The organism is Nitrospirota bacterium, from assembly GCA_023229435.1.
Taxonomy (GTDB): domain Bacteria; phylum Nitrospirota; class UBA9217; order UBA9217; family UBA9217; genus JALNZF01.
In genome coordinates, this window is the sequence record JALNZF010000028.1 from 1 (window position 1) to 25340 (window position 25340).

Annotated in this window: 23 protein-coding genes; 17 read left to right on the forward strand and 6 right to left on the reverse strand. The window is 52.3% G+C overall.

What is annotated here, in order from left to right:
• The first annotated feature begins 152 nt into the window (after window positions 1–152).
• From M0R70_14235 to M0R70_14255, 5 genes are all read left to right on the forward strand, one after another.
• On the forward strand, window positions 153–1061 hold the full coding sequence (locus M0R70_14235; protein ID MCK9420526.1) for a M23 family metallopeptidase: 909 nt from the start codon (window positions 153–155) through the stop codon (window positions 1059–1061).
• A gap of 342 nt (window positions 1062–1403) precedes the next feature.
• On the forward strand, window positions 1404–2129 hold the full coding sequence (locus M0R70_14240; protein ID MCK9420527.1) for a tetratricopeptide repeat protein: 726 nt from the start codon (window positions 1404–1406) through the stop codon (window positions 2127–2129).
• 7 nt (window positions 2130–2136) lie between these two features.
• Window positions 2137–3102 carry an ABC transporter ATP-binding protein gene (locus M0R70_14245; protein ID MCK9420528.1) on the forward strand — a complete coding sequence of 322 codons (966 nt, stop codon included), beginning with the start codon at window positions 2137–2139 and terminating at the stop codon, window positions 3100–3102.
• A gap of 56 nt (window positions 3103–3158) precedes the next feature.
• Complete coding sequence (locus tag M0R70_14250) at window positions 3159–4121, forward strand: ABC transporter ATP-binding protein (GenBank protein ID MCK9420529.1); 963 nt, start codon at window positions 3159–3161, stop codon at window positions 4119–4121.
• Window positions 4122–4591: 470 nt separating this feature from the next.
• Window positions 4592–5242, forward strand: a complete 651-nt coding sequence (locus tag M0R70_14255) for a hypothetical protein (protein MCK9420530.1) — start codon at window positions 4592–4594, stop codon at window positions 5240–5242.
• Between the two features lie 196 nt (window positions 5243–5438).
• On the opposite strand, the gene M0R70_14260 is transcribed toward M0R70_14255, so the two are convergent.
• Window positions 5439–6326 carry a CpXC domain-containing protein gene (locus tag M0R70_14260; protein MCK9420531.1) on the reverse strand — a complete coding sequence of 296 codons (888 nt, stop codon included), beginning with the start codon at window positions 6324–6326 and terminating at the stop codon, window positions 5439–5441.
• 115 nt (window positions 6327–6441) lie between these two features.
• Here M0R70_14260 and M0R70_14265 point away from each other — a divergent pair, with 115 nt between their 5' ends.
• From M0R70_14265 to M0R70_14315, 11 genes are all read left to right on the forward strand, one after another.
• Window positions 6442–8700: a DNA topoisomerase IV subunit A gene (locus tag M0R70_14265; protein ID MCK9420532.1), complete on the forward strand. Its 2259-nt coding sequence runs from the start codon at window positions 6442–6444 to the stop codon at window positions 8698–8700.
• Window positions 8701–8886: 186 nt separating this feature from the next.
• Window positions 8887–9093 carry a hypothetical protein gene (locus M0R70_14270; GenBank protein MCK9420533.1) on the forward strand — a complete coding sequence of 69 codons (207 nt, stop codon included), beginning with the start codon at window positions 8887–8889 and terminating at the stop codon, window positions 9091–9093.
• 11 nt (window positions 9094–9104) lie between these two features.
• The gene (locus M0R70_14275; protein ID MCK9420534.1) at window positions 9105–9302 is read left to right on the forward strand and encodes a hypothetical protein; all 198 of its coding nucleotides are present in this window, start codon (window positions 9105–9107) and stop codon (window positions 9300–9302) included.
• Between the two features lie 90 nt (window positions 9303–9392).
• A complete protein-coding gene (locus M0R70_14280) occupies window positions 9393–11741 on the forward strand; it encodes a hypothetical protein (GenBank protein MCK9420535.1) in 2349 nt (782 codons plus the stop codon).
• Window positions 11742–12111: 370 nt separating this feature from the next.
• Window positions 12112–13851: an ATP-dependent helicase gene (locus M0R70_14285; GenBank protein ID MCK9420536.1), complete on the forward strand. Its 1740-nt coding sequence runs from the start codon at window positions 12112–12114 to the stop codon at window positions 13849–13851.
• Between the two features lie 59 nt (window positions 13852–13910).
• The gene (locus tag M0R70_14290) at window positions 13911–14246 is read left to right on the forward strand and encodes a calcium-binding protein (protein MCK9420537.1); all 336 of its coding nucleotides are present in this window, start codon (window positions 13911–13913) and stop codon (window positions 14244–14246) included.
• A 101-nt stretch (window positions 14247–14347) separates the two neighbouring features.
• Complete coding sequence (locus tag M0R70_14295) at window positions 14348–14737, forward strand: hypothetical protein (GenBank protein ID MCK9420538.1); 390 nt, start codon at window positions 14348–14350, stop codon at window positions 14735–14737.
• A gap of 24 nt (window positions 14738–14761) precedes the next feature.
• Window positions 14762–15142: a hypothetical protein gene (locus M0R70_14300; GenBank protein ID MCK9420539.1), complete on the forward strand. Its 381-nt coding sequence runs from the start codon at window positions 14762–14764 to the stop codon at window positions 15140–15142.
• Between the two features lie 137 nt (window positions 15143–15279).
• Complete coding sequence (locus M0R70_14305) at window positions 15280–16248, forward strand: hypothetical protein (GenBank protein ID MCK9420540.1); 969 nt, start codon at window positions 15280–15282, stop codon at window positions 16246–16248.
• The gene (locus M0R70_14310; GenBank protein MCK9420541.1) at window positions 16245–16973 is read left to right on the forward strand and encodes an HIRAN domain-containing protein; all 729 of its coding nucleotides are present in this window, start codon (window positions 16245–16247) and stop codon (window positions 16971–16973) included. The genes M0R70_14305 and M0R70_14310 overlap by 4 nt, the downstream gene beginning before the upstream one ends.
• A 54-nt stretch (window positions 16974–17027) precedes the next feature.
• Window positions 17028–17444, forward strand: a complete 417-nt coding sequence (locus tag M0R70_14315; protein ID MCK9420542.1) for a secondary thiamine-phosphate synthase enzyme YjbQ — start codon at window positions 17028–17030, stop codon at window positions 17442–17444.
• A gap of 232 nt (window positions 17445–17676) precedes the next feature.
• Here M0R70_14315 and M0R70_14320 read toward each other — a convergent pair whose 3' ends face one another.
• Window positions 17677–18585 carry a cysteine synthase family protein gene (locus M0R70_14320; GenBank protein ID MCK9420543.1) on the reverse strand — a complete coding sequence of 303 codons (909 nt, stop codon included), beginning with the start codon at window positions 18583–18585 and terminating at the stop codon, window positions 17677–17679.
• Between the two features lie 505 nt (window positions 18586–19090).
• Here M0R70_14320 and M0R70_14325 point away from each other — a divergent pair.
• On the forward strand, window positions 19091–20056 hold the full coding sequence (locus M0R70_14325) for an Ig-like domain-containing protein (protein ID MCK9420544.1): 966 nt from the start codon (window positions 19091–19093) through the stop codon (window positions 20054–20056).
• A gap of 291 nt (window positions 20057–20347) precedes the next feature.
• Here the strand turns inward: M0R70_14325 and M0R70_14330 are convergent, their stop codons facing one another.
• From M0R70_14330 to M0R70_14345, 4 genes are all read right to left on the reverse strand, one after another.
• Window positions 20348–21238 (reverse strand): complex I NDUFA9 subunit family protein, encoded by an 891-nt coding sequence (locus M0R70_14330; GenBank protein ID MCK9420545.1) that lies wholly within the window; start codon window positions 21236–21238, stop codon window positions 20348–20350.
• A gap of 39 nt (window positions 21239–21277) precedes the next feature.
• The gene (locus tag M0R70_14335) at window positions 21278–24175 is read right to left on the reverse strand and encodes a BamA/TamA family outer membrane protein (protein MCK9420546.1); all 2898 of its coding nucleotides are present in this window, start codon (window positions 24173–24175) and stop codon (window positions 21278–21280) included.
• A 121-nt stretch (window positions 24176–24296) separates the two neighbouring features.
• The gene (locus M0R70_14340; GenBank protein ID MCK9420547.1) at window positions 24297–25100 is read right to left on the reverse strand and encodes a cytidylate kinase family protein; all 804 of its coding nucleotides are present in this window, start codon (window positions 25098–25100) and stop codon (window positions 24297–24299) included.
• A 29-nt stretch (window positions 25101–25129) separates the two neighbouring features.
• Window positions 25130–25300 carry a hypothetical protein gene (locus M0R70_14345; protein ID MCK9420548.1) on the reverse strand — a complete coding sequence of 57 codons (171 nt, stop codon included), beginning with the start codon at window positions 25298–25300 and terminating at the stop codon, window positions 25130–25132.
• Between the last annotated feature and the right edge of the window lie 40 nt (window positions 25301–25340).

Sequence of the window (25340 nt, forward strand, 5' to 3'; positions counted from 1 at the left end):
CAAGGCTTCAGCCTTGCTGATACCGAAAAGCCGCAACCCTGAAGGGTTGCCCTACAACTCAATGAAAACATAAAAAACCCAAACATCGACAATCTTTTGTCGATGTTATAGGTGTAAGCGCCTAACAGCATAATGAAGCGATAAGGACATTCATGAAGCAGTTTCTACAAAAAATATTCTTCCCGGGAGTATGGCTCAAGACCCTTGCCGCGGGTCTTCTCGTCATTGTTGTCATCGTTCTCGTCGGCGGGGAGATCCACCGCCGGGTCATTCTTTCGAGGGTGGTGACACAAGGGCAGGTCGAGGCGGGATGGAATGCAGCAGGCATCACGCTTGCGGAGCACAGGATCCAACCGAAGGAAAATTTCTGGAAAGTTGCGAAAGAATACGGTGTGGACATCGATACCATTGTGGGTGCGAACCCCGGTCTCGAAAAACTGCACGCGGCACTGGGCCAGACGATCCGCGTGCCGAACCGAAAAGGAGTGGTCCACCTGACCGCGGGACAGGAGACCGTGAACACGATTTCGGCGCTCTACACCGTTGCTCCGGAAACCATCGCCGCCGTGAACAACCTGGGACCGAAGCACATTCTCGTGCCTGGCCTGGAGCTGTTTGTCCCTGAGGTGAAACCGGTTTATCTGAGCGAAGAGATGAGACGGCACTTCAGCCTGCGAGGCATGTTCAGTTCCCCGCTGCCCGGCAGGATCACCTCGGGCATGGGTACGCGCACGCACCCGGTGGGCGGATTTCTTGGTAAACACACCGGTGTCGATTTGGCGGCGGGAGAGGGGACTCGCATCGCAGCCTCGGCCGCGGGCACGGTGCTCCAGACCGGCGAAGGCGAGTACATCGGCAAATTCGTTATTCTATCGCACAAGGACTCGTACACCACGCTCTACGGACACTGCTCGCAGATCCTGGCGGCAACAGGCAAGACCGTGAAGAAAGGCCAGATCATCGCGATGGCAGGGCAGACCGGACGCACGACCGGCCCCCATCTTCACTTCGAGATACGAAAGAACGGCATTCCCCAGGACCCGTTAAAGTATTTATGGTAAGTACTGTTCCAAACAGTATTGTTCTTTAGGCGTAGGAAACCTTGAACCTTTGAGGTCTAGAGAATGTCCCCAAAGTTCACGTTGATTCGTTTATCTGCAAGAGAACTTCGCTCTGCTCACAAAGACGGTATAAAATTATTTTTGACAGCGTTTATTCTCGCGATGTTTATTTGAACGATGAACCATGACATTTGTGATGTACCGGAGTTCCCTTGAATTTATTTCACACAACACCGATGGTCATATCTTGGTTTTTCATTGACATATCGTATCGAGGTGTGATAAGTTTTTTATACGAGAAAGATTGCGCCAACTATCTTGTCTTATGGTGACGGGGTGAATATGCAGACAAAGCTTGATGAACTGTACAAACAGGGAAATGAGTTATACGACGCAAAGGATTATGAAAAAGCAGGGCGCATTTTTCAGGAGATCCTGACCATCAACCCCCGGTTCGCGGACATTCAGAATAAACTGGGCATCATTTACAACCAGACCAACCGGCTCGAACTCGCGGCGCAGGCTTTTGAAAAAGCGCTGGACCTGAACGCAGGCTACACCGAGGCGTCGCTCAATCTGGCCATTACCTACAGTGACCTCGGCATGTATGAGAAGGCCCGCCAGGTATTTGAGCGTGCCTCCCACTTTGCCGACGTGACTCCGGATAAGACCTCCGCCGCCTCCAGAATAGACCCCTATATCAAAGGCAAACTCGCTTCCGAGCATTTGCGAATCGGGAACATGTACTATGATCTGCGGCTTCTGGATGATGCGATCGACGAATATCAAAAGGCCCTGCGTCTCTCGCCGAACTTTGCCGATATCATCACCCAGCTCGGCATCGCCCTTCGCGACAAGGGGCAATTCGACGAGGCTATCAAGGAATTTAACCGCGCCAAGGCGAGCAATCCCCGATACATCCCGGCGCGGCTGCACCTCGGCATCGCCTATTACTCGCAGGGTTTTTTCGGCCTTGCCGAGGAGGAGTGGCAGGAAGCGCTCGTGTTCGATCCCAACAACTCCGCCGTGAGGACGTATCTGAATTTCGTCAAACCGCAAAATCCCTGACGGAGCCTTGCCTTTGGACCTTCTCGATATACAGGGCCTGACCACGCATTTTTTTACCCGCGCGGGCGTGATCAAGGCGATCCACAACCTGAGCCTCAGGCTGCAGAAAGGCCGCGTGCTCGGTCTTGTCGGCGAATCCGGCTGCGGCAAGACCGTGACCGCGCTCTCCATCCTCAACCTTGTTCCCTATCCCGGCAAGATCGTTTCTGGAAAGATCTTCTTCGAAGGCCAGGACCTGCTTGCCCTCTCCGCCGATGAGATGAGGACCATTCGCGGGGCAAAAATCTCCATGATCTTCCAGGAGCCCATGACCGCGCTGAATCCCGTCTTTACCGTGGGCAACCAGATTGCCGAAGTCCTTACCGCGCATCAGGATGTTTCAAAGCAGCAGGCCATGGACGCCGCAGTGGAGCTTTTACGGTCCGTGGGCATTCCCTCGCCGGAGAAGCGTGTGAAAGAGTACCCGCATCAGCTTTCGGGCGGCATGCGCCAGCGCGTGATGATCGCCATGGCGATCGCGTGCAAGCCGTCGCTCATCCTCGCCGACGAACCGACCACGGCGCTCGATGTCACCATCCAGGCGCATATCCTTGAACTTCTCGGCACAATCCAGGCCGAGATGGGCATGGCCATGATCCTTGTTACCCATGATCTCGGATTGATCGCGGAACGCGCCCACGAAGTGGCGGTGATGTATGCCGGCAGGATTGTTGAACAGACCAATACCCGCGAGCTTTTTGCGAACCCCCAGCATCCCTACACGCGCGGCCTTATGGCCTCGATCCCCAGGCCCGTTCAGGCGGGGAAGACAAGGTTGAAGACGATCCCCGGGACGGTACCGCGGCTCACGGATCTGCCAAAGGGCTGCACGTTCTCCCCGCGCTGTGAAATAAAGACCGCGCAGTGCGTGGTGGAGCCGGAACTTGTTGAAGTGCAGCAAGGACATCTGGTGAGGTGCTGGGAGGCCAGGTGAGGCGAATGGGAGTTCGGAGTGCGGAATGCGGAGTACAAACGAAAAGCGAAGAATATATGACTCGTGAGCTTCTTGCAATAAACGATCTTTATAAAACTTTTCCAATCAAGTCCGGGCTGGGCAAGACCCTGCGGGCGACAGCCGTTGATGGCGTTACGCTCTCGGTAGCTCGCGGCGAGGCCCTAGGCCTTGTGGGCGAGAGCGGATGCGGCAAATCCACGCTCGGCAGGCTTGCGCTCAGGCTGCTCCAGCCGACGTCCGGAAGCGTCTCATTCGAGGGGAGGGACCTCGCCTCACTCAACAAGCAGGCACTCCGGGAACTGCGGAAGAAGATGCAGATCATTTTCCAGGACCCGTTTGCTTCGCTCAATCCCCGTATGCGCATTTTGGAGATCATCACCGAGCCGCTCGTGATCCACGGACTCGCGAAGGACAATGATCTCGAAGAGCGGGGCGCCGGCCTGCTCGAAAAAGTAGGGTTGCCCGCGGATGCCCTGAGATGCTATCCGCACGAATTCTCAGGCGGTCAGCGCCAGCGCATCGGCATAGCACGCGCCCTCGCGAGCGGACCATCGTTCATCGTGGCGGACGAGCCGGTCTCGGCGCTTGATGTGTCGGTCCAGGCGCAGATCATCAATCTGCTTGAGGACCTGCGCGCCGAGTTAAACCTTTCGTTCCTGTTCATCGCTCACGACCTCAATATCGTGCGCCATTTCTCGGACCGCGTGGCCGTCATGTATCTCGGCAAGATCGTCGAGATCGCGCCTGCTGAAGAGATCTACAAAAACTCTTCCCATCCTTACACCGAAGCGCTCCTTGCCGACATTCCCATTGCCGATCCCACGGTGAAAAAGAAGCACATCCTGCTCAAGGGAGATATCCCGAGCCCCACACAGGTCCCGCTCGGATGCCGCTTCCACACCCGCTGCATCTACCGATTTGAGCCCTGCGACAAGATCGTTCCGAAAACAACCGATCTCGGCAACAGCCATTTCGTTGATTGCCATCTGAGGGGGTAAAGCTGATTGTTCATTCCAAGCTCATATTGGTTTGCAATGATAACCAAGCATGGTATTACGTCAAAGGAATGCCTGTATCTTATTAACGGGAATTCCGTGGGTGAGAAAAAACGTAATAATATCAAGTTATTGTGCTGACTAAGGGTGGGACCCAAACCGGCATAACCGTTAAAAAAGGTATTGACATTTATTATTGTTTTACTTATAATAAGGCAGGTTGGATATTTATCAAATTGTGGAGAATTACCGGAGCCAACTATAGCTTGGTTGTGCTTGCTGGTTTATTCCACGATAAAAAATTAGAGTTTCTCCCTTTGATATCTGCACAGGCGTGGTCGTCCATTTCGATCACGCGATCTGGGGCAGGAATGGGGCAGATGGATAGAGCGTCTTTCTCTGCGATGGGTCCTCTGTCGGAATCTTCGAACAAGAAGCAAAGCGCGGCAGTAGAGAGCGCAAAGGAGCCAACCATGTTGAAACAAAATCAAAATAAGCGCTTCATAGGACAGATCCTGATCGACGGTGGATTTCTGCCGCTGCAAAACATCGAAGCAGCGTTGGAAGAACAAAAGAAGACCAACGAACTTTTAGGTCAGGTGCTGGTCAGGATGAATATCCTTGATCCGGTGGACATCACGGTGGCCCTTTCAGTACAGGACCACCTCGACCGCGTTGAGGATGCTGTAAAGATCGCCGCCGGCGTTCGCCGGATGCTGGGAGACCTGCTCGTCCAGGCCGGACACATCACCAGCGAACAGCTTGAGCAGGCCATTATTGAGCAGAAGAGAAGCGGCGAGAAGCTTGGCGAGGTTCTGGTGCGCCAAGGCCTGCTTACAAAGAGAGAGCTGAACGGCGTGCTTGATTATCAACAGAGGCAAAGTATCGCAACACCTGCGCCCGGCCCGCTCAGGCTCGGAGAAATACTGGTATCTGCAGGCACCATCTCGCGCGGGCAGCTTGATGATGCCCTCCGCAAGCAGACCAGTTCCCGGAAAAAGCTCGGCGAGGTTCTCGTTGAAGAGGGGTATGCCCTGCCCCATCACATACATCACGGCATGCGCTTGCAGGAGATGCTCCTGACCGCAGTACTGATCGCGGTTTTTGCAGCATGTGGCAGCTGAGTCCGTATATCAGACTTAAGCACCCGGCGGCAAGCGGTGATTTTGATGTTACGGTTACCGAATTATCGCAGGGGTTCCGTACCGGCGGGGGTGCCCTTCTCTCGTCGGACCGGACAAGGAAAAAGGCGGTGAGCAATCACCGCCTTTTTGCGTTTATAGGGTTTTTCTGAGGAGGGGGCGGGGACGCCGGCACGTCTTAGAGGTGCGCCCGCGGTTTTGGTTCAGCAAGGGCGTTCTTGTGTATGGATGGGACATCGTCATTCTTGTACGTTCCGACCGTACCGAGCTTCCAGGTGTAGACCCTGCCGCACTGCGCGCACGAGGCTCCGGAGAGAGACTCTTTGCAGACCGGGCAGTAGATGGAGTAGTGTCGCGAAAGCAGTTGTTCATGCTCGGAAAGGTTAACCTGTTTGCCGCAGCACTTGAACTCATCCTCAAGATCAGCTCCGCACAAGCACCGCCTGTCCATCGGCCAGGGAAGCATCCCTTCCAGCGAGTAGACGGCCTGACCCAGAACCTCCACGAGTTCGTCGTTTGCGGCATCGTTAAAGAAGGATTCAGTGAGCTTCTCGCGGATGCTGATCATCAGGTGGTCCTCTTTGAGGAAGCGCAGTATCTTTCGCAGGCGTTCTTCACCCCTGCCGATGCGGGAAAGCGTGCGCAGATTCCTGTTTGAATGGTAGTGCTCCTGAAAATAGATCAACATCCAGAGCTGGGTCATATCATAAAAAAATTCGAGCACCGGGTAATAGCCGTATTTCGCGCGTATCGATTTCTCGATTTCTCCCCGTTTATCCGGGATGCCGGGGAACACAGCGACCAAAAGCCCCTCTTCGAAGTCTTCATAGAAAAAGGGAGAGCCGGAGAAGTTGCGGAAGCCGCAGTGGGTGCACTGGAGGAGATTGAACTCCCATTTCAGCAGCGCCTGTTTAGCCTGAGGTGTTTTTGAGACGTCCACCCAGGTTATGATCCTGGCCTCAAAATCCTGGTTGCAGTTGCCGCACCGAAAGGTGTCGCGGCTGAAAGTCTCAGCCTGTTTGGTCATCAGGTTGAACATGACTATAGTATACACCACTTTGTACACAAAAAACATCCTTTAAAAATACCCATTGTTTGTGATAAGATAACTGCCTAAAGCGGATCGCGGATATCAACAGATGGATTCCATTCAGCAAACCGCGATACCGAAGGGGGGTTTTATGCCGATAACAGAGAATTCAATTTTGAACACCGCGCTCCATTCCGAGGTCGAGAGCCGGTTTCTCACCTATGCGCTCTCGACCATCGTGTCCCGATCGCTTCCCGATGTGCGCGATGGTCTGAAGCCCGTGCACCGCAGGATCCTCTTTGCCATGTGGGAAATGGGACTTGGCCCCACCGCCAGGTACAGAAAGAGCGCGGCGGTGGTCGGCGAAGTCCTCGGAAAGTTTCATCCTCACGGCGATCAGGCGGCCTACGATGCCATGGTCAGGATGGCCCAGGATTTCTCGCTCCGCTACCCTCTCGTCGACGGGTCTGGCAATTTTGGGAGCCTTGACGGAGACCCGGCCGCGGCCATGCGATATACTGAGGCGAGGCTTGCAAAGATCGCGGAAGAACTGCTCTTCGAGATCGACAAGGACACGGTTGGTTTCCGTCCGAACTATGACAACTCGCTCAAGGAGCCGGTGGTCCTGCCCGCGCGGTTCCCTCAACTCCTTGTGAACGGCACGTCGGGCATTGCCGTGGGCATGAGCTGCTCGTTTCCTCCGCACAATATCGGCGAGGTGATCGACGGCCTTGCGGCATTGATCGACAATTCCACCATTGAAGTGAAAGACCTGCTCAAGTACATCAAGGGCCCGGACTTCCCCACAAGCGGCCAGATCCTGAACTCCAAAAAAGAGTTGCGGGAGATCTATGAGGCCGGCAGCGGCGGCATCAGGATCCGCGGCGAGTATTCGGTAGAGGATCTCCCGCGCGGCAGGCAGGCAATTGTCTTCACGACGATCCCGTATCAGGTGAACAAGGCGAAGCTGCTCGAGAAGCTCATTGGACTCATGGAAGAGCGGAAGCTGCCGCAGGTCTCGTCCGTGCGCGACGAGTCCACCCATGAGGTGCGCGTGGTACTCGAACTCAAGGCGGAAACGAGCGTCGAGCTTGTCACCGCTTATCTTTTCAAGCACACGGACCTCGAGACGACCTTTCCGATCAACTTCACAGCGCTCAAGCCGAACATGGAGCCGGAGCGGTTGTCGCTCAAGGCGATCATGCGGTACTTCCTCGATTTCCGGCACGACATCACCACGAAGCGGCTTAATCATGACCTGCGGCTGCTCAAGGCCCGGCTCCACATCCTGCACGCTTTCGAGGTACTCTACGACGACCTCGATACGGCGATCAAGATCATCCGCAAGGCGAAGTCGCGCGAGGACGCGGCCGGGAAGCTCAAGAAGCATTTCAAACTCGATGACGAGCAGGTGAAGGCGATCCTCGATATGCAGCTCTACAAGCTGGTCGGCCTCGAGATCGAGCGCATCCTGAAGGAGAAGGAAGAGAAGACGAAGTTGAAGAAGGATATCGAGGCCATCCTTGCAAGCCAGAAAAAGATCTGGGGACTGATCCGGACCGAGCTTCTCGAGATCAAGAACAATTACGGCGACAAGCGCAAATCCGTGATGAAGGCCGCCGAGGATGTGGAGTTCTCCCAGGAAGACTTCCAGGTCCATGAGGACGTGACCGTGATCCTGACCAAAATGGGCTGGATCAGGCGCGTAAAGACCGTGGGCGAGAACCTGCGGTTCAAGGAAGGGGACGAACTCCTCTCGCTGCTGCCCGCGAACACCCGGGACAACATGGCCGTATTCTCGTCAGCGGGAAAGGTCTACGTCGTGAAGGCCTTTGACCTGCCGACCGGCTCCGGGTTCGGTGAACCGGTCCAGCATTTATTCAAATTCGGCGACGGCGAACGGCCGATTATTGCGATGAACCTGACGTCGGTATTTGCGGGCGCACCGACCGGGGAAGAGAAGGACAAGCAGACGGAACTTGTCCTGGCCCCCCGCGAGGTAACGGCCATGACCGTTTCCACCCATGGTGTCGGTTTTGCCTTTGACCTTTCACCGTTTATCGCCGTGACCACGCGGGCGGGAAAGAAGTTTGCCGGTGTGAAGCCGGGCGATAGCATCCTGGGGGTGGAGATCCTCGATTTGCCGAATGTCCTGTTCCTCACCACGGAAGGCAAGGCTGTTGTTGTCGCGGCCAAAGAGGTCCCCGTGCTCACCGGCGCGGGCAAGGGCGTGAAGCTCGTGAACGTAAAGAAGGGAGAGGTTGCGCTCTTCAGACCCGTGCGAAAGGGTGAACAGGTGAAGGTGATCGACGACAAGGGCAAGGAAAAGGTGATCGACCTGAAGCCGTTCGGCGTGATGACCCGGGGGTCGGTCGGACTGAAGGCGGTGAAGGCGGTGAAGTTTGTGTAACAAAAGTCGAAAGATACGGAGCGGCAAGAAGGATGATATTGACTTGCGGTCCATTGTCTTACGGATTTGCGTCTTTAACACCGTCATTCCCGCTTGTCGGAAATCTCGCTAACGGATTTGCGTGGAAAATTTTGAGGAGGGATTCCAGCCGAGCCGGAATGACATACTTAGAATGAAAAGGGGCGAATGAGAAAAGAAATTAAACCGCTTCCGTCCGAGTCGAAGGCTTGGCTGAAAGAAATCGCCGCCGCGTATCTCGACGCGGAAGAGGCGATCCCGTTCGGTCCCGCAGCCGGAGCGGTGCTGACGAAAAAGGATCTGCTACACCTGGGGCCGCCGTATGTATCAAGTTCAGGGGTCTTGAACGATCGAATAAGAATATCAAGAAAGTAACGGAAGCCGCTTTGAGCAGCTATATTGCAACGCTGGATACCGCGCCGGATGCCATGGCGGACCCGCAGATGGCGTTTGCATTCTGTTATATTGCGAGTCACTTCGGGATGGGGCTTGTGACCGACGATGAGGCAACCGGCACATTGGAATTCGTCGAGAAACATCTGGATGAATTGAGAAGGTTGATATTGTCCGGCGGGCCGGTGTAAAAGGGCGGTCAAAGTGAAGTGGAATGAAAAGGGTTAAGTAGCGAACCCGGGATGCCCTCCATCATATATGCAATAGAGGAGGCGTGTAACATGAACACAGAAACATGGGAAAAGTTTGACAGGATTCGTGGGCAGGGTTTTCGTAATGCTGAAGAAATAGCTGCCGTGCTACAAAAAGAAGCGATTCACTTCTCACCCAGTGAACTCACGGCTTTTGGTGTTTTCATAACGGGTAGCTTTGGACGCCATGCTGATTTTTTCCCGGCTCCCGATTGGTTGACCGCAGTGTTTTCTACCCTCGGTCAGGGACGCACTGTTAACACCATTTGTGATCCATGGGCGGGTATTGGATTGTTGATTGGCGTGATGCAAGAGGTCACCCAAGCGAAGATTGCTCTCGCCTTCGAACAAAACACGTCCCATGCCGCGCTGGGGAAGGTCTTGGTTGGAAATGCTGAGTGGCAGGTGGGGTCACCCATTCAATTGCTCTCTTCTCAAGTTAATGAGATCGACCTGGTGGCAAGCCTTCTCCCATGGGGGGCAAAGGCATCTCATCCCCTGACCGTTAGGGATATGGGTGGTAACGACATCGTGTTAGGGGATGATCTTGGAAACCAGATATTGATATCAGCATCAATGCGATTAAGCGCAGAAGGCATCGGTTTGTTTGTTGTAACACCATCGTTCTTTATTTCGCCGCGCTCGGTATTTCAACAGTTCAACGCACTTGGTCTCGGATTAGATGCAGCGCTGGCTCTGCCCTCAGGGACTTTTACACCTCATACAAATATTCCGTCCTACTTGGTGATTGTCCGGAAGCACCCCGTCACGAAGATGTTCGTCGCACAACTTTCGAGTGATTCAAACATGAACCGCCAAGTGCTTTCCAATCTTGCAAAAGGTGAGGAAGGAGGTTCCCTGGAACTTGGAAGATTTGTAGACCCTCTTTCGTTTAGAGGCCTGGATTTAATCCGGGTGCAAGAACGATTTGATCAAGCCGAACGACTGTTTGGCGCGTCGGCTATTCCCTTGGAGGAATTGGCAACAGTAATCAACCTAGGCCGATTCAGTGGAGATTTCCAATTTCCTAAACACGAAAACGCCATATTCATTCCCCTGATCGGGATCAGCGACGTCGTGGCTTCGCTTGATGGACTTACATTGAAGCCACAGAACTATGCACAGGTGTCAATCGACCCTGCACTTTCTGATGCTCGTTTTGTGGCCCGATTTTTAAACTCAGAATTCGGCAAAGAAATCCGAAATCTTAGCAGGTCCGGAGTAGTCATCCCTAAGATGAACAAACAGACCTTGAAAGAACTTCGCGTTTTTTTGCCGGACCTTCAGACTCAGAAAACTATGCTGGAAGTTGAGGCTCGCATCGCCGCCGAACAAAATACGCTCATTGGACTACAAAACGAACTTGGGCAATTTCAGCGTGAGCTTTGGGCTAACCCACAGTCTGTCAAACAGGTCGATAAACGCCTTTCCGTTTTCTCAGATAGGCTGTCAGAAAGCCCCAAGCTGTATGCTGTCGCAGGTCTCGATCAATGGTTTGAGACGTTGCCATTCCCACTTGCCTCGATTCTCCGTGCATGGCAGGCTACGCCAAGCAAAGATTTTAAGACGAAGTATGAACATCTTTTGCATTTCTTTGAAGCAACAGCCGAGTTCATCAGCATTATCCTGATGAGCGCATTCAAATCGAATAAAGCACTTTTTGAACAACATAAACTGAAGTTTAAAGAGTCAATGCAGAAGCAGAACGTGAGCTTCCGGCGGGCTACTTTTGGGACTTGGAAGTTTTCAGTGGAGTATTTCGGTAAACAGACACGGCAACTTCTGTCAGGCAGCGACGACGATAGATCGACCTGTGCGGAAATCTTTTCTGATTCGTCAAACGCACTTTCCACGACGCTTAGCCGCATAGAACTCACAAGCATTCTTTCGGATACGAATAAGATGCGCAATGACTGGAGTGGTCACGGCGGAGTTATCGGACAAGAAGAGGCAAAACTCCGCAATGAACAGCTCCTTGCCAAAGTCCAGAAACTCCGCGAGGTGATGGCAGACACATGGATTGAGACAAATTTGATTCAGTCGCTTCATTGTGTGATGCGGAATGGTGTCTTTGAGAACGAAGTGGCAGTTCTGATAGGCAGTAACAGCGGGTTTCTAAAAGAATCTAGAACTATGTCGACTTGTTTGGATGTTGAGCTCCTTTACCTATCAAGGAAAGATTCAACTCGGGCGTTACAGCTCCTTCCTCTGATGCAAATTGGGCCATCGCCTCAATCGGCAAATAACGCGTGCTATTTCTACAGTCGAGTTGACAAAGGGGACTTAAGGTTTGTTTCATATCACTTCATTGACCAACCGGAACGCAATATGCCGAGCAGTATGTTTGTGTCGCTAAGCGATTTGTGGGAGGAAAAGTAGTATGGGTAATGGAGAAAATTTATGACCCCACCCACCGGCTACACCGAAGACGCCCTGGTCGAGCAACCGGCCATCGCCCTGCCGGTGGCGCTGAGATGGGAGTTGGCAGGTCGAGTAGAGCAACGCGAAACCCAACACAATTGCAACTATGGTCGATGATCTTGACGAGAAAGCATGGAATGCTGAGATTGCCGCGAAAAGGGCAATGTTGGTTCGGTCGAGACTCTGAGGGCTGCGGTGGATACTGTGTCATGAATCGAACATAGCATTGAAGTCGATGAGACGAATGATGTCGGGTTTCGCCCCACTCTACCCGACCTACAAACTAAACCCTGTGTTAAATTAGATGTAATAATAACAACAATCGTCTATGGATAAGACCGAAATAATAAAACGCCAAAGAAATGAACGGCAACAGTGTCTTGATGATATCCTGAAGTCTTCAGCCCCGAAAAAACTGATTGTGGCTGGCGCAGGAACCGGTAAAACGTTTACATTTGGGCAACTCCTTAAGAAAAAAGTTGGTGGCAACAATCTCGCAATGACCTTCATTCGGAGACTTGTTGGGGACATGGGGGCAGAACTATGTGATTGCGCTGAAATTAAAACATTCCATGCTTATTGCAAGAAGATTTTGCATGAACGAAATGGAAGTGTTGAATTAATACCGTATTTAACTAAGATAATTGAAAAAGACTCTGAGATACTTGAAGAGGGATTAAATAATTTTGACACTAAATTTCGGACCCTTGATGAAAAAAGTACCGAGGTAGATTTTTATCTTAGACGTGGCGACTATTACGAAGTAGTTGGTTTTGACGATTCTGTCTACAGGCTTTATAAACTTCTTCAAAAAAATCATGCCATTCTGCCATCTTTCACTCAGATAGTTATAGACGAGTTCCAGGATTTCAATCTGTTGGAGGTGGCGTTCATCGAGGAATTAAGGAAGAAGGGACCGATCCTTATTGTTGGTGATGATGATCAAGCTGTATATGATGGCCGTTCTGCTTCACCCGTGCACTTGCGGGATTTGTACAAATCAGGAGAATTTACAGTTTTCGAACTTCCTTTTTGCAGTCGTTGCCCGGAAGTCATTGTTAACACCACAAACGCGGTTATCAAGCGTGCGCACGTACTGGGGCATTTGCAAGGAAGAATTAATAAACGTTATGAATGTTACATTGAGGCCAAAGAGAAAGATAGCATCAAGTACCCCAAGGTTATTGTTTCACGCTGTTCTACTTCCAAAGTTATTCCAAAATATATTGAAAATGAAATCGCCAAAATTGACGCGGATGATATTGCTGAATCTCACAAGAAAGGGAAAGAGTATCCTACTGTTCTGATTGTTGGGCAAAGACAATATCTTAGAGAAGTAGAAAAAAAACTACGGATTAAATATCCTACATTATTATATTCTCCAAGCATAGAAGTCGAGTATGGACTCATCGAAGCCTATAAACAACTGTTGACCAACGAAAAATCAAACCTCGGCTGGCGGATTCTTATGGAAATTGATCTCGACCGCCAGGAACAAAAAGAGATTTTAGCTGCCTCGTTGAAAGGTTCAGCGATGGTTGACTTGCTTGATCCGGATTATATTGCTACCCATTTGAAAGCTATCGGAATAATCCGAGAGATTAAGAACAAAGAACCACTTTCCCCTGCTGCGAAAAAGACGTTGCGGAGTGTTGTTGGTCAGAACTTTGATAGCCTGATCAATTACTTTAATAAATCCGAGGAAGAGACATTGCCAGAAGTTGACATAATTAAACCGTCAATTTTGCTTACCTCATTTGTAGGCTGTAAGGGATTGTCAGCAGGACATGTCTTCATCATAGGAGCAAATAACGGATCAATACCAAAAAATGCTGATTGCATTGAAGACTTGGAGATATCTCAATTTATTGTCGCATTAACGAGAGCCAGAAAACAATGTCATATTGTTTCAAATCAATGGTTGATATCGCCAAAGGACTCGAAAGGAAAATGGCAGCAGCAATATGAAAAATCATATTTTGTTACGTGGATACCACCCGAATTAATTGAAGATAGGGGGGATTTTAAAGCAAGTGATTTCAAGCGAATAGTTTTAAGTAAAAGCTGAGTACTTCATGGAGTCCGGCCTCTAATATTGAACTTGGGTGAGACACGACAACATTAATCATGGCAAAAACCAAAACAGACAAATCCCGTGAGGAGCGCATTGACGAAGATATCATCGTTGACTGCTATGGCGAAGCCGAGCGCGCCATGGGATGGTATTACTATCTTCAGGACCGCCTGGAGTTTCCCTTTGCCGCCAAATGTATTGCAGCCAGATCCATTTCCCCAATAAAGACCGGCGAGGTGGTGGAAGTCGTCGGCATGGCGCCGGAGGATGAATGCGAACGGGAAATGTTCGTGACGATCCGATGGGAGAAACGGAAATTCTGCGTGCCGCTCTCGCAGTTGGAAGGCCTGAAAGTGAGTAAGGAAACCAAAGAGGCTATCGGAGACTAGCGCTACTGGTTGGCGAGGGGTTACGAATTCTGAGCGAGAATGATTTTGGATGAGGATTGGGAATATCGGTTGCATCCGCGGCGCGGAATGAGGAGTTGGGTGTGAAAAAGATCAAACGAAGCGAGGCCAGCGATTCATCGGCAATCAAAGTCTCGAAGATGATCGAGCAATTCGCGGCGGACTATATCAGCATGGGAGAGACGAACGAAGAACGCCAAAACTATCTCAATAGCGCTTGCACTGCCTGGAATATCGCCGTGCTTCCCGAGCATGCCCGCGAAAGCGCACTTCGGCATTTAGCGGAAGAATATGAAAGGGAAAATCCCGGCATTGACGATACGGATGCCTACCTTCAGAACATGCGGACCCTTATAAAAGAAAAGGTGCGAATGTTTCCGGCTGCAAACGCGGTAATTGTAAATGCCTTTCTTGAGCAGATCGATGACAAAAAGGTCCGGATCAGCGTGGTTTCGACAGCTCAGGATAAATAACTGACAATGAGAACGGAGCGCCCTATGTTGAAAAATTCATCGGCAAAGACACTTGCGAAAAAAGCGAAGAATGGATTCAAAGGCTATCCGGTAGCCACAATCGCACTGTACGGTCCGACGGATAAGATGGCCACGAAACTTGTGGTCGGGATCGTTCCTCGCGAAGGAGCGGACGCCGATCAGTTGCAGAAGTGGTTCTCTGATGGCGATATCAGGAAAAAACCCGGGGTTGCCGAAGAGGTTCTTCAATTCATCAAAGAGAACAATGCGAAATCGGTGGCCATGACGGACCGGATCATCGGCTGTCCGCATGAGTCAGGCATAGATTATCCAGAAGGACAATCCTGCCCTCAGTGTCCTTTTTGGGTGGGCCGCAACCGTTGGACCGGAGTGGTTGAACATTGAGGCAGGTTTCACCGATACGTTCGCGGGAAAAACAGAGGTTGAGCACGATTTTTAAAGGTCTTGGCTTTAATGAGCAGCATACAACTCGTTGATGTTGAAATTGCACAGCTGAAATTAACGCATCGCCGCGATGAATTATGAAAATAATAAAGCAGAAACCCTCTGAAGTTATCGATATAAGCATGTGGCAACCGGATAGCGAATTCGATCCCTATCCCAAGGGGGCGCGGGCAAAAAACGCTGTATTCTCACCGCAAGGCAGTGTCCTTTCTTTTATCATTCCCGACCATCGGTATCTCTTCAAGCATTCCAGTCAACGATATCCGGAGCAGTTCTGGATAGAAATCATTTCATATTTTATCGGATGTCTGATGGACGTCCCAGTGCCGCCGGCATTTGTCGCCTATGACAGCAGAAGCCAACGAAGCGGCGCTCTTATAGAATGGTTTTACGGTTATCCGGGAGAACACCAGGTCCGGTATATCGACGGCGGTGAGTATATGGTTCGGCTTGTTCCCAGTTATGACAGGGTGAAGGGAACGCAGCATAATTTCAGGGCTGTGTCATCTTTTACCAAAGCGCTGGTGGATGGTGGGCATCTAGCTGAAGACTGGGTCGAATACTGGTGCAAAGTATTCACCTTCGATGCTTTGATCGGCAATACCGACCGGCATCAGGATAACTGGGGTATTCTTTGGAAAGGCGCAGGAGATAAAACAGTATGTGCTTCTTTTTCGCCAGCTTTCGATAACGGCACCTCAATGGGCGGCGAGATAGTTGAGAAAAATTTTTCAAAGTTCAATGATCCAACGTATCTCTTGCATTATGTGACAAAGGGCACCCACCATATGAAGTGGGATGTTCGCGATCCGGCCCGGCTGAGTCACGCTGAAATGTTGGTACGGCTGATAACAAAATTTCCGGAAAAGAAAGAAATCATGCTTAAATCTTTACTTTTTGACCTCAATGAGCTAAAGTATTTCATAGATGGTTTGACCAAGTTCAATGTGCCATCGCAACTTACCGAATCCCGCGCAGCGTTTATAATCAAACTGATCGGCTTCAGGCAGCAGTACTTGAAAGATATTATAGGCAAGACACAATGAACCTCATTACTCACATAGTTGAACCGCGAAGGCTTTACCTGGTTTGGCAGGGCCCGGAAGGCGGGGACAGGACTCGTCGCATCGTTGCGGAGTTACTCCGAACCAATCACGATGTTGAATTGCGTTATCTCACGCAGACCGAGGATTTCAAGAAGGCAGTGCAAATTGGTTTTGTAGGGTATCCCGCGTTTCCGAAGTTCGACCGTTTATATAAGGATGGCGTTATAGAAACCTTTATGTTGCGTCTGCCTCCACGCGAGCGTTCTGATTTCGATAAGTATCTTGAGTCGCTGAGAATTCATCCCGCCGCTCGAATCTCGGATTTCGCTCTTCTTGGCTATTCCGGGGCTCGGTTGCCGAGCGATTGGTTTTCGATTGTCCATCCGTTCGATGAGGTTGACAACCCCTGCGAGTTGATTACTGAAGTTGCAGGTTTTCGTTATTATGATGGCATAAATATGCAACTTACCGTTGGTACGAATCTGACGCTGCAACCTGAGCCAACCAATCAATATGACCCCTTGGCCATCGCAGTCTTGATTAACGGAACGAAGATCGGATATATCGGACGAGGTTTGCTGGAAGCTGTTCATCGCTGGCTGCGTAATAAGAATGAGATAAACGTTGTCATAGAAAAGATTAACGGCCGCCCTGACCGACCCAGCATCATAATCTATGTAGCCGTTGTTCCACAAGGGCGTTTTGAGCATGCGATGGCAAGTTGAATTGTTTGCTGTATGAGACTTTCGTCTTCATCCATCACATCGCAATATCCAACCATGAAATCCTTCCGCAAAGAACTCTGGTTCAACGTCCCGTCGCGCAGGGGGTTCATCAATATCACGCCCCAGGTCGAGGACTGTCTGCGGGAGAGCGGCGTTCAGGAAGGCCTGGTCCTCGTGAATGCCATGCATATCACGGCTTCGGTTTTCATCAACGATGATGAACGCGGTCTGTTTCATGACTTCGATATTTGGCTCGAGAAGCTCGCGCCCCGTGAACCGGTCTCCCAGTACCAGCACAACACCGGTGAGGACAACGCCGATGCGCACCTCAAAAGGTCGGTGATGGGCCGCGAGGCAGTGGTCGCCATCACAGAGGGCAAGCTCGACTTCGGCCCCTGGGAACAGATATTCTATGGTGAGTTTGACGGAAGACGGAAGAAACGGGTGCTGGTGAAGATCATCGGGGAATAGTAACGGCTCAGGCCAGTCTCACACAAAGCCACGAAGACACTAAGAGCGGCTTTAAAACTTGGGGTAAAACCAGAAAGCTAATTAATCTTAATGCTATTCTTCGTGTGCTTTGTGTCTTCGTGTGAGTACATGGTTTTAGGGTCCTGAGTAGTTACGGAGAATAAGCTGTTGTTCGTTGTTTTCCTTCTCTGTTTTTTCCGAAGAGTCTTCAAGAATCGAAACAGTCAGTCTTCTACGGCGGGCACTGCGCGCAGACCGAGGTGAACAAAGCCGTACTGAGGTAGCGGTCCCCGCGGTCCGGCAGGATCACCACGATCGTGCCGTCCTTCATCTCCTTTGCCTTCTTTACAGCCGCCCACATGGCGGCGCCGCTGCTCATACCCACGAACAAACCTTCCTCGAGCGCCAGCCTGCGCGTCATCGTGAACGCATCTTCATCCACCACGTTCAACTTCTCGTCCATCGCCTTTGGATTGAAGATCTTAGGGACGATGGACTCGGTCATGTTCTTGAGCCCCTGGATCTTGTGGCCCAGATGGGGCTCCACGCCGAGGACCGTGATCGAGCTGTTGAACTCCTTGAGTCGTTTGCCCGCGCCCATGAGCGTGCCGGTCGTGCCCATGCCCGCGACGAACACACTCACCTCTCCCTTGGTCTGCTCATAGATCTCCCTGCCGGTGGTCTCGTAATGGGCCTGGATGTTCGCCGGGTTGTCGAACTGGTTCGGCATGAAGGTGTTGTTCCGGTGCTCGTCGTAGAGCTTGTGTGCCAGCCGGATCGCGCCGTCAGTGCCTTCGTTGCCGGGGCTCAGGACCAGCTCGGCACCAAAGGCTTCAAGCACTTTCCTCCGCTCCATGCTCACGCACTCGGGCATCACAAGCTTGACCTTGTATCCCCTGGCCGTGCCAACCATGGCAAGCCCGATCCCGGTGTTGCCCGATGTTGCCTCGAGGATGGTCGAGCCTTTTGTAAGCCTGCCTTCCGCTTCCGCGGACTTGACCATGTACCAGGCAATGCGGTCCTTCACTGATCCACCGGGGTTATTCCCTTCGAGCTTGCTAAAAAGCCGGACCTTCGGGTTCGGGTTTATCTTGTCCATCAGCGCGAGCGGCGTGTTCCCGATGCAATCGACAATACTCATCTCTCTGTTCCCCCTTATGTTGCCCGGATTAACCCCATTGAAAACGATGCAGGATGGAAAAGTCTGTTGTCCGGAGTACAAAATACAATCGGATTAACAGTCTTTTCTATCCTGGTAAGCCGTTCATGCTGGAATCCCTAAAAAAAATCAAAGAGTGTTTCTATTTTTTGAGGAGAATTTGATTCCTTGGCGACGTTTTGCTGAATGGCAGTAGTATAGATAATTTTCAGAGGATACGCAATAACTTTGTGAGATAAGAACCGCCATAAGAACACGTTAAACCAAACAATATTCCTCTCAGCCCCGACATCCCCTTGCACCATAAACCCAAACAGGATCAATTCTGACGCCGCTCTTGACCTGAATCGCTGAGAACCTACACGCATGCAATGTGACTGAAATCACAAAGCATTCTGTATTTGGAATCACAGACGCCACCCCGAGGTTAACGTATTATTACCTTAACACGAGATAGGCTCTGCCCAAGGCAGTGGAGAAACACAATATGTTAAACAAAAAATCAAGCTTCATTATTTTAACATCATTACTTATCGCCGGTCTGGTCGGATGCGGAGGAGGCGCCGGCAATTCTGATGTAACGACAAGCAGTTCCGGAGCGCAACTCCAATCCATTTCGATAACGCCTGCTAATCCGACACTGGCCGTAAATACCAGTCAACAGTTCACAGCCACCGGCATCTACTCGGACAATACGACACAAGACCTGACATCATCGGTAACCTGGACTTCATCGTCTTTAGATGTTGCATCCGGCAGTGATGAAGCAGGCTTCACGGGATTGTACGCTTCAGACTCGGGCTCGTTTTATCGCGCAGGGCATATAACCGCCACGCATGGCGGCAGGGCAAAGATCACGGGGAAATGGAGAGACATATCGGGATCGACCGACGTGACGGTGACTTCGGCAACACTCGTGTCCATTGCGATAACCCCGGCCGATTCGAGCATTGCAATCGGCACAACGCAACAGTTTACCGCAATGGGGACATTCTCGGACAATACGACGCAGGACCTTACAACAACAGTAACCTGGAGTTCATCAACTGCGGTTTTTGCAACCATCAGTAACGCAGCCGGTTCCAATGGTTTGGCCACGTCAGTAGCCGCCGGTTCAACAACGATCACGGCAACATCGGTGAGCATTGCAGGAACTGCCACGCTTACGGTTACGGGAACGGGCGGTGGTGTGGTAACTTTGACGTGGGATGCGCCGACGACAAATACAGACGGGTCCTCTTTGAATCCGGCGACGGATCTGTCCCTGTATAAAGTATATTATGGAACAGTATCCCAAACGTATACACAAGTGGTAAATGTCGCAAATCCCGGGACAACTACCATTACTACAACATTGAATCTTTCACCCGGGACCTACTATTTTACCGTGACAACCGTGGACATCTCAGGGCAGGAAAGTGATTATTCGAATGAGATAGTGAAGACGATCTGATATGCAACATACTTACATGCCCCCCAGCAGGACCGGGGGGCATGACTTTTTTTGGATGCAAGTAAGCGTGCTCTTTTCGCCGAACGATCGACCCAAGGCGCACGTTCTCACCTGACGCTTCCCTCAATTACCGTTTGAAATCTTCCTCTGTTGTTATAGGTCAAAGATGGGTAGCCCAGGAAGTACTTCTTGCAGAATAAAGAGTTCATGTTGTCATTAATCGGCAATCCCTTTGGTTGTTCTTCAGGCTGAGGGGCTCTCTGCGTGCGGCTGCATTTGATGTTATGAGCTTTATGCGGGGCGAATGAACTTTTTCAACCCTTCGCGAAATCCGATGGGATCGATGCTGAAGGCATCGCGGACGTCGCGCATGTTGCATACGGTGTCTTCCTGCAGCATAATAAGCTGGTCCGTGGTCACCGGCGCCTTGGGCAGCACGGCTTCGAAGACTGTCGCCATGGACTTCATGAAGAAGAGCGGCAGGTGCAGCGCAGGCCGCTTCACACCCATGGCGTCGGCGATCGCAACGGTGACTTCTTCGTAGGACAGCTGATCCGGCCCTCCGATCTCGTATATCTCGTTCAAGCAACAATCACTCGTCACGGCCTTCAGTATGCACGCCGTGACATCGTCGATGAAGATCGGCTGTATCTTTGATTTTCCGGAACCAATGACGGGCAGAAGGGGCGAAAGCCGGATCATCTCCGACAGCCTGAGGGTGAACTGGTCGCCGGGGCCATAGATGAGCGATGGGCGAAGGATGGTGTAGGGGATTCCGCCGGCGCGCACAAGTTCCTCCGCCGCCCACTTGGTCTTGTGATACTCGCTGTTTGCGTTGGGCCGCGTGCCGAGCGCGCTCTGATAAAAGAAGTGGCGTACACCCGCCCTTTTCGCCGCTTCGATGACATTATGCGTGCCGTCCACGTGCACGCCCTGAAAGGTCGCGCCCGGTCCCTCCTGGATGATACCCACGAGATGAATAACGCGCTCCACTCCCATTGCCGCCTTTTCGAGCGAGGCAGTATCCGACAGATCGCCTTTGACGATATCCACCCCGAGGTCTTTAAGCGCTTGGGCCTTGCCCGGGTCCCTGACGATCGCCCGAACAGGAATACTCTCCTGACGCAGTCGCTTGATAAGATGTCTGCCGACAAATCCAGTACCGCCGGTCACGAGTATCATGAAGCACCTCCCGGAAGATTATTGCATACTTCAGATACCTTAAAACAACGCCGGCATCCAGAGCGACACATAGACCTGCGACTCGCCTTTGTCGTCAAATCCATACGCAAACACGATCCGGAACGTGATGGGGAGATAGTATGTCAGGTTGGTGTCGAGCCGGACCTCGGCGCCGGCAGATCGTTTGAATTCCCTGCTGCGGAATGCATCGTTCCAGGCGTTGCCGGCCTCGGCAAAGACCGCACCGTGGACGCGGCGTAAAAAGACGGGAGTGCTGCTCCAGCCCAATTCGATGTCCTTGATGGGGAAGCGGTACTCGAGGCTCGCGAGGCCCGCTTTTCTGCCCCGGAAGGAATTGATCGGATAGCCGCGCAAATAGATTGATTCGTCATCAACCGGTATTAACGCATTACCCGGATTATCGCCGCCCACCTGGAACGCGCCCTGGGGAATCACCTCACCCCTGGAGATTCCGGCGAAGGCCCGGGCCTGAAGCACGTGGTGTTTCCAGGGAAAGTCAATGTACTCGTGCCAGTCCGCTGAATATTTGCTGATGTTGAAGTCACTGCCGATCGATTTATCGTATTGCTTATACCCCACTTCGATGGTCCTACCGCCCTCCGGGCTGATGGAGAAACCATACTGTTTCGCATTGTTGAAGAGGTAAACAGCGCGGCCTGACACCAGCGTGCCCTGAGCGGGAACAGGACCGCTATAGCGCGGCCACGGGGGAAGCCGGGTAAGCGCGGAAATCTCTTTCCGCCGGTACCCGACAAGCAAGGCATGCTGTTTTTGCAGCTTGAGCAGGGGAAAGACGAGCGATGCATCGATCGCGCGCTCACGCTGGACGTAATCTTTTGTGCCTGTCGGATCGCTCAGCAGGTCGCTGAAGGTCCCATCCATATCCGATGCCGCGAACTGGAAAGTCGGATACAGTCCGTCATAGACATAATTGAACGCATACCATTTCCGGTATGTCTTCGGGCTGTAGAATCCGGCCAAGGCATAGGAGTGGCGTTCGACCGCATCCTGGCCAGAGGTCAGAAATCCGAAAAGCCAGCGGCTTTCTTCACTGAACCCGAACCAGGGGAACCAGTAACGGGGGACGAGCGTGGGCAGGGGATTGTATGCATGCGTCCTCGTTTCAACCGGTTTTTCCGTGTACGCGACTTCGGGATAACGATCCTGATCGGGCTCAGCTGGTTTCCAGGAGGCGGAGTCCGCCGGCCTCATGTGGATGTCGTATCCCGCGGAGCTATACGACGAGAACACGAGCGTCTTGCCGTCCGGTGAGGGGGCAGGCGTGAATGCGCCCCCGAGCACGTTTGTTATCCGGTAGATCTTCTTTGTCGCCCGTTCGAATGCATAGAGGTTGAAGATACCGGTGCGATCGGAGGAAAAGTAGATGACCTTTCCGTCAGGGCTCCATGCCGCGTTGCCGTCGATCGCGCGATCATGCGTCAGCTCCTCGACCTTGTTTCCCTGTTTATCGAGGACCCAGATGTCCTTGTACCCGCCCGGCTGCCATACACCGACAACAATCAGCGTCCCATCGGGGCTGTAACGCGGCGTTTCGTACTGATTAGCGCTCTCCTCGGACAGCCAGTTGATGTCCTTTTCGAGAACCGGACTGCTGAGGTCGTTCGGAATATCAATTATGCCGAGACGGGTCCTGCCCAGTTTGTTCGAAACAAAAAGGAGCCTTTTCCCGTCAGGCGAGGGGAAGGGGTCGCGGGCGCGGAGTCCATCGGTAATGCGAATTTCCTCGTCTTCCTTCACATCATAGTAATAGATGTCATTGTAGATGTTTGTGTTCCTGCTGATATCGATCTTCGTATAGTATATACCGCTGCCGTCCGGGCTCCATGCGATGCTTTTGCCGGAGGAGGTCGAGGACGTTGTGTTCTCGACCAGCCTGCGGTCTTCCGTTCCGTCCGCGTTCATGATATTGATGGCGGGAAATTCATCTTCATTCGAGACCGTGTAGGCGACGCGATTGCCGTCAGGTGAGAAAACAGGCGAGATATTTACGAACCCGCGCCGGGTAAGCGCAAGCGAAGCAGTCAGACCCGTTGCGCTCAATTCCTCCCGTATCTTTGCGTAGCGCGCCTTCAGCCCGTTTTGCCACTCGTACCAGAGATCGCTGTACCACGCGCCCAGGGTCCAGCGACCGTTCGCATCCACGAACCAGGGCACGCCGTAGTAGCTGTAGCGCGTGGAAATATTGGCAAGTTTTTCCCTGCCGTACTTTTCGGCGATAAAACGCGTAAACCCTTCGCCGAAGAGGTACGGGACCTGACCCGAGGGCCAGAAGTCGGGGAAGACCGCGGCCTGGGAGAGGCGCGGAAACTTGTCCTCAAGCACGGCCATGCGAATGACCATCTCCGCCCCGGGCGAGCGGCCTCGGCCACCGGAAGTCTGCTCGGTTTCTTCATAGGTGGCAAGGCCCTCGATCATCCAGGTCGGCTGGAACTGGTTCGGAAAGTAGAGTCTGCCAAAGAGATACTGGAGAAAATCGGGGACGCCGTGGACCATGTCGAGATGCAGGATGTGCGCGTACTCGTGGGTGATGAGCGTCCTCATCCACTCGTCATAGACCGTTGTTCCGAAACCGGGCGCCCCGACGGGCGGCGTGATATACAGCGTAATATGCCTGTAGGGGACCACCGTGGTCAAACCGTTCGTCGCGTCCATGGCATCCACGAGGACCAGATGCGTCCTGCCCGTCGGCTCCCACTGGATGCGCGGGACCAATCGCGCGTGCACGTCCTCGGCGATCACCGCTGTCCGTTTCGCGAGTTCCTCTTCACCCTGGTGATAGTGGATGGAAAAGTGCGGCGTCTCGAGCGTGGTCCAGGTGAAGGCGGGATCGAATTTGGCAAAGGCGGAACCCGCGTAAAACAGAAAGGCCAGGCAGAGTATAATAATTTTTTTCAAATTATCCTCCATGCTCCGGGATTGACCATCCATGAAATCCAATCATAGCAGACGCAGTCTTGAAGTCAAGGGAACGGTGCGGGTCTGGATTGCAGGGAGGGCGACAGCGCATACGAGAAGTCTACTTCCGATAATGCAGATTACATCGCACCGGCACACCCGCAGCGAGCGCCCGGGCCTCCTCCTCGATGCGGGTATGTTCCTCCGGCGTGTGGGTGATGCCGCGCAGCACGATCTCGTTACCGTCATAGAGGACTTCAAGGGTAGGTATGAAAAAGCGGGGGTTTGTGGCGATCCCGGCCTTGACCTTTGCCGCGACAGCCATCATGGCGAGGGCCGTCAGCGCTGCTTCCGTCGTGTTCCGGTCTCGCTCGGTGAGGGCCTCCCTGACGATCGAAACGACATCGTCCACGGAACGGTCGGTGATCTGAAAGACCCGATCATACTCAGCCGCATCGTCCCATCGTTTTCCATAGATCGTATGGAGAAAGCAGGATCGCTCGTTGTCCGTCTTTTCGCAGAGCCAGCGCGCCGCGTCCCTGTCCACGCCCTCCCGCTTCATGACGTGTTCTATGCGGATATCCATTGGAGCGATTATTCGTATCCGGTATACATGGGGAAAATCCTTGAGCAAAAAGTTCCCGCCCCGTCCCATGATCACCACGTTGTTTGCGAGCGCATGCTCCAGTAAATGGCTCTGGATGAGCGCGGCAAAACCCCGAAATGACCAATCGTACTTTTCCCATACGCTCGGGCAGTGCTCATCAAGGTCCTTGACCGACTGTTCCCATTTTGACCCGTCCTTTCGTATGTCGGAGAGAAGGTCTTCCTTGTTGATATAGGCATAGCCCATGAGCTTTGCCACGGCATAGCCGATCTCCCTGCCGCCGCTTCCATATTCTCTCGATATTGTCAGGATCGCCATAGGAACTCCTTACCCATTATTCTGCTTCTTTATGCTGCTTCTTTATGCACCTGTCCTGCCTGCTCTTCTTTTCTGATCATCCGGCGCATCAAGAGCTTGCCGACTATGATAACGCCCGCCGCGAACAGGACCTCGATAAGATAGATCGTTGTCGTGCCCGGATGGACCAGGCCGACAATGAAGGGGTCCGTGATCATCATTTCTCCGCCCACCTTTCCTTCCGGCAGTGCAGTTCACACC